The organism is Neobacillus sp. B24 (genome assembly GCF_055381825.1).
This window is the reverse complement of the sequence record NZ_AP035777.1, coordinates 782,427-796,239: the sequence shown is the minus strand read 5'-3', so window position 1 is coordinate 796,239 and position 13,813 is coordinate 782,427. Positions and strand designations below refer to the sequence as shown.

11 protein-coding genes are annotated in these 13,813 nt (G+C 42.8%); 1 reads left to right on the top strand and 10 read right to left on the bottom strand.

Annotated features, from left to right (window positions below; genetic code table 11):
* Positions 1 to 14: 14 nt before the first annotated feature.
* From ACZ43M_RS03780 to ACZ43M_RS03760, 5 genes are all read right to left on the bottom strand, one after another.
* Positions 15 to 1,241 carry a M20 family metallo-hydrolase gene (locus ACZ43M_RS03780; protein ID WP_464506125.1) on the bottom strand — a complete coding sequence of 409 codons (1,227 nt, stop codon included), beginning with the start codon at positions 1,239 to 1,241 and terminating at the stop codon, positions 15 to 17.
* Between the two features lie 64 nt (positions 1,242 to 1,305).
* Positions 1,306 to 2,748 (bottom strand): NCS1 family transporter, encoded by a 1,443-nt coding sequence (locus ACZ43M_RS03775; protein WP_464506124.1) that lies wholly within the window; start codon positions 2,746 to 2,748, stop codon positions 1,306 to 1,308.
* 113 nt (positions 2,749 to 2,861) lie between these two features.
* Positions 2,862 to 3,848 (bottom strand): CobW family GTP-binding protein, encoded by a 987-nt coding sequence (locus ACZ43M_RS03770; RefSeq protein ID WP_464506123.1) that lies wholly within the window; start codon positions 3,846 to 3,848, stop codon positions 2,862 to 2,864.
* 24 nt (positions 3,849 to 3,872) lie between these two features.
* Complete coding sequence (locus ACZ43M_RS03765) at positions 3,873 to 4,205, bottom strand: hypothetical protein (protein WP_464506122.1); 333 nt, start codon at positions 4,203 to 4,205, stop codon at positions 3,873 to 3,875.
* Positions 4,206 to 4,271: 66 nt separating this feature from the next.
* The gene (locus tag ACZ43M_RS03760; protein ID WP_464506121.1) at positions 4,272 to 5,156 is read right to left on the bottom strand and encodes a polysaccharide deacetylase family protein; all 885 of its coding nucleotides are present in this window, start codon (positions 5,154 to 5,156) and stop codon (positions 4,272 to 4,274) included.
* Positions 5,157 to 5,463: 307 nt separating this feature from the next.
* On the opposite strand from ACZ43M_RS03760, the gene ACZ43M_RS03755 reads away from it, so the two are divergent.
* Positions 5,464 to 6,882 carry a sigma-54 interaction domain-containing protein gene (locus ACZ43M_RS03755; protein ID WP_464506120.1) on the top strand — a complete coding sequence of 473 codons (1,419 nt, stop codon included), beginning with the start codon at positions 5,464 to 5,466 and terminating at the stop codon, positions 6,880 to 6,882.
* 98 nt (positions 6,883 to 6,980) lie between these two features.
* On the opposite strand, the gene ACZ43M_RS03750 is transcribed toward ACZ43M_RS03755, so the two are convergent.
* The 5 genes from ACZ43M_RS03750 to ACZ43M_RS03730 all read right to left on the bottom strand — a co-directional run bounded on the left by ACZ43M_RS03750 (position 6,981) and on the right by ACZ43M_RS03730 (position 13,718).
* Complete coding sequence (locus ACZ43M_RS03750; RefSeq protein WP_464506119.1) at positions 6,981 to 7,796, bottom strand: carbon-nitrogen hydrolase family protein; 816 nt, start codon at positions 7,794 to 7,796, stop codon at positions 6,981 to 6,983.
* 197 nt (positions 7,797 to 7,993) lie between these two features.
* The gene (locus ACZ43M_RS03745) at positions 7,994 to 9,409 is read right to left on the bottom strand and encodes a 2-oxo acid dehydrogenase subunit E2 (RefSeq protein WP_464506118.1); all 1,416 of its coding nucleotides are present in this window, start codon (positions 9,407 to 9,409) and stop codon (positions 7,994 to 7,996) included.
* Between the two features lie 77 nt (positions 9,410 to 9,486).
* Entirely contained in the window at positions 9,487 to 10,500 is a 1,014-nt protein-coding gene (locus tag ACZ43M_RS03740) for an alpha-ketoacid dehydrogenase subunit beta (RefSeq protein ID WP_464506117.1), read from the bottom strand.
* A gap of 24 nt (positions 10,501 to 10,524) precedes the next feature.
* The gene (locus ACZ43M_RS03735; protein WP_464506116.1) at positions 10,525 to 11,514 is read right to left on the bottom strand and encodes a thiamine pyrophosphate-dependent dehydrogenase E1 component subunit alpha; all 990 of its coding nucleotides are present in this window, start codon (positions 11,512 to 11,514) and stop codon (positions 10,525 to 10,527) included.
* Positions 11,515 to 11,777: 263 nt separating this feature from the next.
* Positions 11,778 to 13,718, bottom strand: coding sequence for a sigma-54-dependent Fis family transcriptional regulator (locus tag ACZ43M_RS03730; protein WP_464506115.1), 1,941 nt, complete (start codon positions 13,716 to 13,718; stop codon positions 11,778 to 11,780).
* Positions 13,719 to 13,813 lie beyond the last annotated feature (95 nt).

Genomic DNA, 13,813 nt, shown 5'->3' with positions numbered 1-13,813 from the left:
TCAAGTAATGAACCTTACTTCGATAATCTTTTCAGCGCCTTGGCCAAAACCTCAACACCTTTTGCAATTTCTTCAGTAGAGGTGAATTCATCGGGCGCGTGACTAATCCCCTTCTTGCTTGGAATGAAAATCATGTTGGCAGGCACCTTTTGAGACATAATTAACGCATCATGGTAAGCGCCGCTTGGCATGATTTTATAGGGCATTCCGGATTCCTTTACAATCTCTTCCAGGACCGACACATTTTCGCTGTTCATTTGAGCGGGAACATCATCCACCTTCATCTCCCACTTGTAAAATAATCCCCTGTTTTTTGTTATCCCTTCCACTGATTCTTTCAGCTTTGATACAATTCTGTCTTTTGTATCTTTCCGGACATCACGGATATCAATAGTTAAATCGACCTTTTCAGCTATGACATTGCTTGCACCTGGAGTAATATCAATTTTTCCAACTGTTCCAACACTGGCGGAACTGACGTTTTTGACAATCGCTTCAACCGCAAGAACGATTTCTGAAGCAGCCGGAACAGGGTCCTTCCGCACAGTCATTGGGGTGCTGCCGGCATGCCGCTGCTCACCATAAATGGATAACCGAATTTCGGTTGGTGCCGCAATACTATCAACGATACCAATCGCCAGCTGCTCATTTTCCAGTACCGGCCCTTGTTCAATATGCAGCTCGATAAAGGCTGAGATTCGTTCCGGTTCCAGTTGTTCTGTTAAAACTTTTTCCGGGTTCCGGCCGGCATGAAGAAGTACCTCCCTTAGCGAACTTCCGTCATCATCCTTCCAGGAATCCAATTCCTGATCGCCAATCATGCCGGTAAGCCCTCGGCTTCCAATACATCCCACTCCGAAGCGGGTAGGCTCTTCCGTTGCAAAGATGACCATGACGATATCCCTTTTTGGCATATAGCCGCTTTCCTTAAGGGACCGAATGGCTTCAAGCGCTCCGATTACACCGACAACCCCGTCAAATTTTCCTCCGTTTGTCGGGGCATCAATATGAGATCCTGTCCATAATTGCGGCAGGTCCGGGTTCTCCCCCTTCCATGTGCCAAAAATATTTCCAATCTGGTCCTCTTCGACAACAAGCGAGAGTTCTTTCATTTGCTTATTTAAATAGTCCTTGGCTCGGACATCTTCTTGAGTGTAAACAACTCTTGTTACCCCTTTTCCCGGAGTGGATGTAATCTCCGCCAATGTCTGAATATGTTCCTCAATCCTTCTATTTAGCATGGTGCCTCCTTGATAAAGGGAGCAGGCAAACCATCTGGCATCAAGCCTGCTCCTATCCTTACGTTTATTTTGTTGACGCCACCTCTTCTTCGCCTGACTGATCAATAATCTCCCAATCCCGGCCGGCCGAAATGCCCAAATATTCGTCTGAAAAACCGGATTCGATTTCTTTTTGCGGATGCCGCTTTAAATACCAGCCCTTCATCAGGACGTAATAACAAATGAAGCCAAGTGGGAAACCAACCAAATACATGTATTCGATGAAATAAAGCGCCAGTCCGCCGGAAATAACCCAAGAAATCATCCCGGCCCAGTTAACGCCCCCATCATATCGATATTGGCCGTTTGGATCATACAGTTCTTTTACATTCATGCGTCTTCTTCTTAAGACATAGTAGTCACACATGATAATCCCGGCAACACTCGAAAGAATCGCCCCAAAATAACCGAGGTACAGGAACAATTGGTCCAGGATGTTCCATGGCTGGAACAACGTCCCGACAACCCCGGCAATCACAAGTGCCCAGACAAAATTCAGTTTTATTTTGGAACCGGCATTGACAAAGGTTAACGCGGCAGGTATGAGGTTTGCCGCCGTATTGGTCGACCATTGCGCAAGGACAATCATGAGCAGCAGAATGACCATCGTCCAGCCGGTAGCGGATACTTGGATTACCTCGATCGGATTCCATAACCCGGTAGCTAGGACACTGACAGCCCCAATCACACCCATAAAGGTTTGGACCAACGGAAGAGCAATAATATGCGGCCAGAAGTTGTTCTTATTCCGTTTAAACCAGTTTCGCTCATTTTTCGGCGCTTTAATAAACCTGGTAATATTGGGGATATCAATCGCAAGTGTTGCCCAAAAGCCCATATTACCAATCATTATCACCATCCAGGTTACATTGTTAGCAGATCCATCATAGGTAAAGATGTCAATCCCTTTATCGACTGCCATCCCATTCATTTTGGCAAAAATCCAAATGGAAATCATTATAATCGATGGAGCGGCAATGACAGCAAACCGGTCAATCGCCTTAATTCCTAACGCAGTGTTTATAATTTGGACGATGGCAAACAGGGCATACCAGAAAAACCATGAATCAAATCCTGTTAAGCTATTTACAAGATAATTAATCGCAATCGCTCCAAGGTAGGTTTGGATTCCAAACCAGATGGAGGCCACTATTCCACGGCTGACAGCAGGTATATGGACCCCTTGTGTCCCAAAAGGCGCCCGCAAATAGGCAGCAAATGAGAGGCCGTGTTCAATTCCAATCTCCCCTGTTAAACTTCCAATAATGGCAATGATAAAGTTGGCGAGGAAAATCGCCCCTGCAACCGCCCAAAGGGACATGGAATCAATTCCATTTGCCCCAATCTGGAAGGTAGCAATAATGACTGCCATTCCAACCCAGATATTAAAGAAGCCGAGGCCTGACACTACCCGGTGTCTGGCAAGCGTAGGTACAATATCTTTTTGTATCAGCGTATTTTTTTTCATATAATCCCTCTCATCCAATTATTTTTTATTACACTTATTGAGAAGATCATTTGTGAAAACGCTATGTTGACAGGCAGATAAGGCTGAGTTGGAATGATGTGTGTATGCTCCGTCTATATTTCTACTTTTAATTCGATTAGCTCTGACTTTGAACCCAGCATAAACTGAAAGGTTTGAAGAGATTCCCGAATAAGATTCGGGTCAATAGTGCGGACAATAAAAACACAATAGGAATATTTTTCTTCTGTAGGCCATTGACTAAGGTGGTCTGGTTGATGGATGATATGCTGGACCCCGTTTAAAACGATTGGCCCTTGCTCTCCTACATCCAGCAGCCCCTTGACTCGCAGCACATCTTCACCGTGGGCATGCAGGAGCATGCTCAGCCACATTCCAAAGGCAGTCCAATCCAGCTGGTCTTTAAAAGTGAAGGAGATCGATTTAATTTGCAAGCCTTGATGGGGGGATGCTTCGTTAGTTGTCAGGTTTCTTGTCAAATTATGATGGTTGGATTGGTCTATAATTTCTGGACTAATATCACCATAAATACTTTCGAGAATCTCGCAGGCAGGATTAATGGACCGGATTTGCCCGATTACAGCTTCCTTTACCCGTTTGGGGGCAATATCTGTTTTTGTAATAATTACCTTATCAGAACAAACCACCTGCTTGATTAGTTCCGGGTTATTCTTCAACTGGAGCATGCCGTTGACTGCATCAACAGTGGAAATGACACACTGCACATAGAAATGGTTTTGCAGCAATGGATTGGTATTGATTGTGAATAATATGGGGGCAGGATCTGCCATCCCTGTTGTCTCTATGATGACTTTCTGAAAGGAACTGCTTTCTTGATTCAACAGCTGGGTTAATTCCTCTTCCAAATCCTCCCGGGCGCTGCAGCAAATGCACCCCCCTTCCATTAAAATAGTTCTCTCATCGACGCGCCGGAGCAAGTAATGATCAAGGCCCACCTTGCCATACTCATTTACAATCACAGCTGTATCTTTAAATGCATCGTACTCTTTCAGCCATGTTTTCAGCAGCGTTGTCTTGCCGCTGCCCAAACATCCTGTCACGACAATAATTGGTTTTTTCACGGGTATTCATTCCTTTTAGCACCATCAACCGGTATTTTGTTTTAATCTGGACAATAGTTCTTGTGAAAGAGGATCGATTGGTTTGCCAATGATTTTTTCAGCCATCCTCCACAATGAGCCAAGATCGTGAATGACTACCGTGCGGCCTTTTTTATCGCGGAGAATATATTTACTATTATTCCATTCTTCCAATTTCAGATTGTATGGCTGTAATACCAAATTGCACAGCTTTGTTCGATGCATGCGCATTCTTTTTCTGTCACGCTGGAGTTCGCCAACCACGACCTCATCGGAATCGGCCGTTTTGTAATCCGTCCAATGAATCTGCATGATAAACTCCCCGCATAAGACACACATGAAGGTCCCTCCTTTAAAAAGGAGACATTTGTCATTTAAAACGAACGACAAATGTCTATCATATTCTTATTTTGCCCTTGGAAAGCGTTTGGCGAAATCATCGGCTATTTCATCAAATGTCACCCAGCGGATTCCTTCATGGGTGTTAATGTGTTCAATTAACCGTTCGTGCATTTTCAATACTTGCGGACGGCCGCTGACATCCGGATGAATGGTCATCGCAAAGACCGCATAATCCATATTTTCGTAGACCCAATCAAATTGATCGCGCCACATTTCCTCAAGCTGGCGTGGATTGACGAAACCATGGCTGTTTGGAGATGTTTTAATAAACATCATCGGAGGAAGGTCATCAAGATACCAGTTTGCCGGAATTTCAACCAGGTCGGTTTCTTCCCCCCTGACGAGCGGCTTCATCCACTCGGATGCCGACTTTTCATAATTGATTTTCGTCCATTTATCACCAACCCTGACATAATAAGGGGTAAAATCGTTATGCATCAAACTATGGTCGTATTTAAACCCATGTTTCAGCAGCAATTCATTCGTGACATTGGAAAATTCCCACCATGGAGCCACATAGCCAGTCGGTTTTTTGCCGGTATATTCCTCGATTAACTGAATCGATTTTAGCAGCACCTGTTCTTCTTGCTCCTGTGTCATGGCAATGGGGTTTTCGTGGGAATATCCATGGGCGCCAATTTCGTGGCCGTGTTCGACGACCATTTTTGTTTCTTCGGGGAACGTTTCAATGGAGTGGCCCGGAATAAACCAAGTTGTTTTCAAGTTGTATTTTTTAAACAGATTTAAAAGGCGTGGTGTTCCAACCTCTCCGGCAAACAAACCGCGGGAAATATCATCCGGAGAATCTTCACCGCCATAAGAACCCAGCCATCCGGCCACTGCATCCACATCAACGCCATACGCTACTAAAATTTCCTTTTTTGACATAAGCCGTCACTCCCTTAATATTTTTTGAACCTTCCTTTAACACTATCATGCAAAAATTATGCCAAACATTCTCTATAAGTCTATTGATATTTACAAGGAGGGTTCATTATGAAAAAAGAATCATTTCCTCTCTTAATAACTATTCATTATATTCTAAACTTTTCCTCTATTATTGGTAAAAAATGCAAAAATGCATAGCTTTTATGCACCCCCGCATAGTAAAACTTGAAAGCGGGAGTCAAAACGATTAGAATAGTTTTTAGAATATTTTGTATTATCAACGAATTAGCAAAGGGGCGATACTTAAATGGTCGAAAAAGTGAATATCCCCCATCATGAACTGCTTGAAAAAGAATATAGAGACATGAGCGCTGATTTAAAAGCTATTTTTGAACTGTCATATGATGTTCTTTATGTTTCCGACCATAAGGGCAATACACTTCGGGTCAGTTCCGCCTGTGAAAAATTATGGGGGAAAAAGGCGCATGAATTGGTGGGCCGGAATGTCAGAGACCTTGAGAAACTGGGTGTCTACAGCCCTTCGATTACCCGCCTGGTTCTTGAGACGGGGGAAAAAGTATCGACCATTCAAACGACCAGCACGGGAAAAAGATTGATGGTCGTGGGAACACCGATCAAAAATGAACAGGGCGAGATTATCCGGGTTGTCAATGCCTCCAAGGACATAACCGAGATCAGTCAATTGAAAAATGAAATTGAAGAAATGAAAAAGCTGATTGAAGGTTACAAACAAGAACTGAAAGAACTTCGACAGGAGACCGAAAAAGAAAACAAGATTATTTTTCAAAGCCGGAAGATGGCGCAGGTTCTTGACTTGGCCAAAAGGGTGGCTGAGGTGGATTCCACTATCTTGATTCTCGGGGAATCAGGGTCCGGAAAGGAAGTTATCGCCAACTTTATCCATCAGAAAAGCTTAAGGAAGGATAAGCCGTTTATTAAAATCAACTGCGGCGCCATCCCCGACAATCTTCTGGAATCAGAGCTGTTTGGCTATTCTAAGGGCGCTTTCACAGGAGCGAACAGAGAAGGAAAAATGGGGTTGTTTGAGCTTGCCAATCAAGGAACCTTATTTTTGGATGAAATAGGAGAAATGCCTATTAACCTTCAAGTCAAGCTCTTGCGCGTTATTCAAGAACAGGAGATTACCAGAATTGGCGGGATTAAACCTATTAAAGTCAATGTCCGGATGATTACCGCCACCAATAAAAATCTAGAGGAAGAGGTCAAGAAAGGCGCCTTCCGCGAAGATTTATTCTACCGCATTAATGTCATTCCCATCCAGATTCCGCCTATACGGGAGAGAAAAGAGGATATTCTTGCTCTCACGCTTCAGTTTATCGACAGTTATAATCACAAATATATTGACTCCAAGACCTTCTCTCCCGCGCTGCTGGAAACCCTTTGCAACTATGACTGGCCAGGCAATGTCAGAGAACTGCAAAATATGGTGGAAAGATTAATGGTCATATCTGATGAACCGGAAATTACCGAACGCTTTCTTCCCGAATCTATTAAAAACAGCAAAAACCGGCCCCCTTCAAAAGTAAAGGTATATGATGTCATGCCGTTGAAAGAATGCGTCGAATTGGTTGAATATCAGCTCCTGCATATGGCCAAGGAACGGTATCATACGACTGTCAAAATAGCCGAAGCTTTAGGCGTCAATCAATCAACCATCAGCCGCAAGTTAAATAAACTGGAATAAAAGGAATAAAACAGCTGCACAGGAAGCCCTTTTTCCCGAGTCCAAAACCGGTCCGGAAAAGAGCTGAAACTTCCTGTGGCAGCCTTACATTAATTACATCATAAGTTTTCCAATTCTTTAATAATTAATTGCTTGTTAAAATCCTTGAGATAAGGGATCTTGCTTCTTTGCTCTTTCACCAGGTTCAAATCGATTTCCGCAATAATGACTTCATTGTCGCTGCTGGCTTCCGCTAGAATCTGTCCAGACGGGTCGACAATCCTGCTTTTGCCGCCAAAAACGGTTTCCTGTTTTTCCGTCCCGGTCCGATTGGGGGCAATGACAAAGCAGCCATTTTCCAGTGCTCTTGAGCGGGTTGCCAGGTTCCAAGCATAAAAACGCGGTTTGCCGAATGCGGAGGGGTAAACGATAATGTCGGCTCCTTTTAAGGCCAGTATTCTTGCTCCTTCGGGAAAACCGATTTCATAACAGATTTGCAATCCGATTTTCCCCCACTCCAGTTCGAAAATGGGCAGTTGATCTCCTCGTTTAAAGCGCCTGCTTTCTTGATCCCACAGGTGAATTTTTCGATAGGTGCCAATTAATCCATCTTTCGTGGTAATAAGGGAGGTGTCAAACACAATCCCCCGCCCCTCTCCCCTTTCGAGGATGCAGCCGATTAATGTGACATCATATTTTTGACTTAGTTTGCTCATCCACGTGCTTGTAGGGCCCGGGATCGCCTCTGCCAGTTCATAATCCTTTTCCTCAACACGATAGGCTGTACTAAAAAGCTCTGGAAGGACAATTAATTTCGCATGTTTAGCGGCTGCTTCGGTTATCAATTGTTCTGCGCGGGCCAGGTTTTTTTCTTTATCCCCCATTACACAATCCATTTGGATTGCGGAAACCACCAAAGTGGTATTAGGTTTCATTATTTCACCTCCCTGTTTCATTTACCAACTATTTATGCAATATTTATGCCAAACAACATGGTGCCTGACACCGTGGGACAAAATATGCCCTGCTGTGTCAGGTGCCGATATTTTTCTACAGATACACCACAAAAAACTGCATCTCCAAATAGAAGATGCAGTGAATGTCATAAATTAACTTATAGTACTCCATAATTTCATTGTAATTCCAACAACAGGAGTTCTGGGTCTTCCAATAATCTTCTAATATGGTTTAATGCATTTTGGGCAATCACCCCGTCAATCACTCGATGGTCATAGCTTAGGGAAAGTGGCATCATTTTGCCAATGGTAATTTCTCCATTCCGTACGATCGGCTTTTCAATAATTTCTCCTATCCCCAGGATTGAAGTTTCGGGAAAATTAATGACGGGAGTAAACCATTGTCCTCCTGCTGTGCCAATATTCGAGATGGTACAGGTTCCTTCCTTCATTTGGTCGATTGTTAATTTGTTATCTCTTGCTGTTTTTGTCAGCAGGTCGATTTCCTTGGCAAGTGAAGTAATGTTTTTATCGTCCGCGTCCTTCACCACGGGTACAACAAGGCCATTCTCGGTCTGGACGGCAATTCCAATATTATAAAACTTTTTATATAGAATGTTTTCTTCCGTTTCATCAATGGAAGCATTTAATTCTTTATATTCTTTTAAGGCACTAATAAGTGCTTTTGCCACATATGGAAGAAAGGTTAATTTTATATTCTTTGCTTTTGCCACTTCCTTTAGCCTGTTTCTGTGAATGACCAAACTTGTCACATCCGCTTCAGCAAAATGTGTTACATGCGGAATCGTTTGTTTTGAATGAGCCATCGCTTTGGCAATCGCTTTTCGTATGCCTCCCAGCTTAACACGTTCGATTTGACCGTTATTTGCTTCGGCAGCTGGTTCCACCTTTTTGATCGCCTGTTCCATTTGCAATGGCTGTTCTTTTTCTTCTGCTAATTTCAGCACATCTTCACGATTAATTCTCCCATTTCCATTACTAGCTTGTACTGCCTCAAGATCTACTCCTTTTTCCCTGGCAAGCTTTCTTACCGAAGGTGATGCAATCACTCTTTGTTGTTCGTGAGGTTGGTTTTGGATTGCTGTTTCGGCGTTGAGAACACTATTTGCTGCTCTCTGAATATCCTCAATCGTTAGTTCTCCGTTTTTACCAGTTCCAGTTATTGTTGCTAAATCAACACCTAAATCTTTAGCCATTTTCCGTACTCGTGGAGAAGCTTTTACAAATGACGGCTTGGTTGTTTCCATTTCTTGCTGACCCGGAGCTGATGTGTCTATCGGTTGTGCTTGGTTTGCCATTGGTCCCGATTCACCCTTATCATCTAAGGCTATGCTGACAAGGACTTCTCCCATTCCAATGACTTCTCCCCTTTTTTTATGGATTTTCGCAATCACACCATCAACATCAGATTCTATTTCGGTAACCGCTTTTTCTGTCTGAACTTCGACAAGGACGTCCCCTTTTTTGACACGATCATCCTCCAACTTATGCCAAAATGTGATCAGACTTTCTTCATCCGCTTCAGACAGACGCGGTAATGTAATCTCATGTAATGTTTTGATGTCTTGCATTCCGATTCCTCCCAACATTAAGCATAAAAGCGGCATTCCTGGAATGGAACAGCCGCCTGCAAAATTTCCATTTACTCTTATTCCATTAATTTAACTACTGCATCGGCAATTTTCTGTGCGTTTGGAATCACATATTTTTCAAGGTCACGGCTATATGGAATCGGTACATCCGGAATGGCGAGCCGTTTAATTGGCGCTTCCAGTTCATAAAGTGCCTCTTCCGCAACGATTGCGGCAATTTCGGACGTGAAACCATAGGAAAGATAATCTTCGTCGACCACTACCAAGCGATGTGTTTTGCGCACAGAATTTAGAATTGCTTCTTTATCAAGCGGGACAAGTGAACGAATATCAATGACTTCTGCGCTGATCCCCTGATTTTCAAGGATTTTTGCAGCAGCCGTTGCTTGATGGGTCATCATTTGGATTCCCACAATGGTCACGTCTGTCCCTTCACGAACAACCTTTGCTTTTCCAAGTGGGACCGAATAAGACTCTTCAGGTACTTCGCCTACCGACTCCTCCACCTGGTCCATCCAGCCCAAGCCTTGCAATGTCTTATGGAACATGAATACAACCGGATTATCATCTCTGATGGCAGCCGTCATCATTCCTTTCAAATCATACGGGGTGGAAGGTGCGACTACCTTCATTCCCGGTAGATGAGCAAAGGTCGCATAAAGTGTCTGTGAGTGCTGCGCAGCATCACTGTATCCGCCGCCAACCCCAGTCATTAACACCATTGGCAGCTTGACCGACCCGCCGGACATATAGGGAATTTTCGCCATATGGTTGTAGATTTGGTCCATGCAAACACCAAAGAAATCAACAAACATTAATTCCACAATCGGTCTCATACCTTCTGCAGCTGCACCAATGGCAGCTCCAATGAATGCAGTTTCAGAGATCGGTGTATCCAGCACTCTTTGATCGCCGAACTTTTCGATCAATCCTTGAGTCGCTCCAAATATGCCGCCATATTTACCGACATCCTCCCCCATCACAATTACATTTGGGTTGCGTTCCATTTCTTGAGCAATGGCCTCTGCCATCGCTTTATTTCCTGTCAGCATACGTTTCGTTGTTTGCATTTCATTCATCTCCTATCTAGTAAATTAACAAAATACATCTTCAAGTGCTGCTTCCGGAAGCGGATATTCACTTTCCCGTGCAAATTGGAAAGCTGCATCAACCTCATTTTTCACAAGGTTCTCTACTTGATCTAATTCATTTTCTGAAGCGATTCTTTCAGATAGCAGATGATTTCTTAATCGAACAATCGGGTCTTTTTCACGTAAAGAAGGAACTTCTTCTTTGTCACGATACAATTCTGGATCCCCTTGGAAGTGTCCTAAAAAGCGGTACGTTTCAATCTCAATAATCGATGGGCCTTCTCCACGACGGGCTCTTTCGACTGCTAGCTCAGAAACCCTGTACATTTCAAGCGGGTCATTATCCTTTACAGAATAACCCACGGTATTGTCGTAAGCTGCCGCCCGCCGATCATTTGATGAAATGGCTGTTGAGCCCGACTTAGGAACAGAAATACCCCAAGAGTTATTTTCTACCACAACAATGAGTGGCAGTTTCCAAAGTGCTGCCATATTTAATGTTTCATGAAAAGCACCGGCATTGGCGGCGCCTTCACCGATAAACGCAACAGCCACCCAGTCTTTTCCTTTTTGCTTCGCTGCCAGAGCGGCTCCAGCCGCTTGAGGAATCCCTGCACCGACGATACCCCCACAAGAAAATTTCACCGTTGGATCAAACAAATGCATATGGCCGCCTTTGCCTTTTCCCAGCCCTGTTACCTTTCCGAAGATCTCCGCTGTCATCCGTTTTAAATCCACACCTTTTGCGATTGCGTGATGATGTGGACGATGTGGCGAAGCAACAGTATCATCTTTTGTCAAGTGGGCGCAGATCCCGACAGCAGCAGGCTCCTGCCCATTTGAAAGGTGCATTTCACCGGGAACAGGTCCCGCACCAATATTAAACACTGGTTTTTTCCCTTCCGCGTAAGCCTCGACAAGCAATTCTTCATAATAGCGGCTTTTCACCATTGTTTCGTACATCCAAAGCAGTTTTTCCTTGGGAATTGACATCTTGAATCCTCCTTTTATTAAATGGATGTTCACTCTCATTTAATTTGCAAGATTTGTGCCAAGTTGGTAACCGCTTTCATTTCTTTTATAAAAGGCCTCCTATGCAGCAAGAAAACCCTCTGGAACACTAGCATTTCTTTCCTTATTACTACTTCAACTATCCAGAAGCAAAATTCATACCTTTTAGATATTTCGAAAAAATGTACCATTCTGTATCAAAATGTATCACAATAAATGATACACTGACACAAAATGGGACAATATTATTTCAGATTGAAGCGATCCAGCCATCTGTATAGAGTACTCCTTGATATTTGTAACTTCTTTGCTGCTTTACTGTAATTATATTGACAATCCATCAATGTATTGAGTAATAATTGTTTTTGAATCTCATCTTTTTTACCTGGAACATTTGGGCCAACAGTTGTTTCGACCTGATGGCCCGTGATTTCATCTGGAAGAGAATCGATTAAAAGAACCCCTGAGATAGATCGATTCAAGGATCTTTCGATGACATTTTGAAGCTCGCGGACATTTCCTGGCCAGTCATATTTCTTTATTGCATTCAAGTATGAGGGTGAAATTGATTGTATTACTCTGGGGATTTTTTGATTATATTGTTTTACAAAATGAGAGGCTAACAACATGATATCCTCGCCCCTTTCGCGCAAGCTTGGAATCAGGATGGGAAGAACATTAAGACGAAAATATAGATCCTCTCGAAAATTTCCTTTTCTAACTTCTTCTTTCAAATTTTTATTGGTTGCCGCAATAATTCTTACGTCGACGGGAATGACTTTATGGTCGCCAATTCTATTAATCTCTCTATTTTGCAGGACTCTTAATAGAAGGACCTGCATATCCAAAGACATTTCACCGATTTCATCAAGGAAAATCGTTCCTCCATCGGCAAGCTCAAACTTCCCGGAATTCCCGCCTTTTCTGGCACCTGTAAAAGCGCCTTCCACGTATCCAAATAATTCACTACTTAATAAATCTCTTGGAATCGCCCCACAATTGATGGCAATGAACGGCATGGAACTGCGTTTGCTATTGTTATGAATAGCCTGAGCAAACAAGTCTTTTCCCGTACCGCTTTCACCTAAAAGCAGCACATTTGATGGAGAATGCGAAGCTGCCTTTGCTTCATTTATGCTTTTGAGAAACAGCGGACTTTTTCCAATAATATCCTTAAACGCAATGGTCGCCCGATTGCCGGTAAAACGATTGACTAACTGGCGTACTTTTTGAATCTCCTGAAAAGTGAGCAACGAGCCAATTCGCATTTCTCCTTGATAGACTGGTTTGCAATTTAGCAGAACATGGTTTGTATTCTGGTTAATCTTCGTTTTAAGCGTGATGTCTCTATCTTTTATGTTATCGAACATAAACAGATCAGTTTGAAATAATTGGTTTGTAAATACTTGGGCAATTTTTTTACCAACAAGATCTTCCTCGCTCAGTTGAATCATGTCTTGTAATGTTTTGTTAGCCTGAATGATGCCACCTTGCTGATTTACAAGAATAATCCCCGAAGTGAGTGAATTCATCGTTACCTCTAAGTAACTTTTCATTACCTCATTTCGCCTGTTCTTTTCTTGCAATTTCAGCAGATTTTCTACTGCTTTTGCCGCGGAGACCACCATTCCAAGCGTATGCGGATGTACTTTATCATAAGGACCGGATACGTTGAGCACACCGAGTATATTTCCTCCTGTTCCCCTAATCGGTGATGCGGAGCATGTCCATTCTTGTAAAATTTTTAAATAATGCTCATAATGAAAAACTTGCAGCGGCTTATTTACTTTAATACAAGTGCCGATGGCGTTTGTGCCAACCTCCTCTTCACTCCAATCTGCTCCCTCAACAAAAGAGACGCTTTCCGCTTTTTTTAAAATTTCCTCATCTCCTATCGTTTTTAATAATCGTCCATTCCTATCACAAAGAATCACCATAAACCCTGTGCCTTCTACTAACTGGTACATATCGTTCATTAAGGGTAAGGCGGTATTTATTAATTCAGCATTGTTTACGACACTTTTCTTCCATAATTCTTTTGAAACCTTACCATGTTTTCGATTAGGATCAATGTTGTATCCCCTTGAACGTTCCCATGATTGATGAATAATGCTTGAAAATTCTGTTTCCCTTTGTGGACTTACAGACATAATGTTCGTGCTATTAAACTCACTTATTTTTTCCAAGCTACCCACTCCCATTTTTGAACTGCCTGTTGATATGTATGAATTAGTTACATTTTATCACAGTTTCTAACTATTTTTCCAAATCATAACAGTCG

Excerpts from the sequence above, each read along its gene's own strand:
- ACZ43M_RS03760 (WP_464506121.1), bottom strand. The coding sequence starts at position 5,156 with ATGTCAAAAAAGGAAATTTTAGTAGCGTATGGCGTTGATGTGGATGCA.
- ACZ43M_RS03740 (WP_464506117.1), bottom strand. The coding sequence starts at position 10,500 with ATGCAAACAACGAAACGTATGCTGACAGGAAATAAAGCGATGGCAGAG.
- ACZ43M_RS03755 (WP_464506120.1), top strand. The coding sequence starts at position 5,464 with ATGGTCGAAAAAGTGAATATCCCCCATCATGAACTGCTTGAAAAAGAA.
- ACZ43M_RS03780 (WP_464506125.1), bottom strand. The coding sequence starts at position 1,241 with ATGCTAAATAGAAGGATTGAGGAACATATTCAGACATTGGCGGAGATT.
- ACZ43M_RS03775 (WP_464506124.1), bottom strand. The coding sequence starts at position 2,748 with ATGAAAAAAAATACGCTGATACAAAAAGATATTGTACCTACGCTTGCC.
- ACZ43M_RS03750 (WP_464506119.1), bottom strand. The coding sequence starts at position 7,796 with ATGAAACCTAATACCACTTTGGTGGTTTCCGCAATCCAAATGGATTGT.
- ACZ43M_RS03765 (WP_464506122.1), bottom strand. The coding sequence starts at position 4,205 with ATGTGTGTCTTATGCGGGGAGTTTATCATGCAGATTCATTGGACGGAT.
- ACZ43M_RS03735 (WP_464506116.1), bottom strand. The coding sequence starts at position 11,514 with ATGTCAATTCCCAAGGAAAAACTGCTTTGGATGTACGAAACAATGGTG.
- ACZ43M_RS03745 (WP_464506118.1), bottom strand. The coding sequence starts at position 9,409 with ATGCAAGACATCAAAACATTACATGAGATTACATTACCGCGTCTGTCT.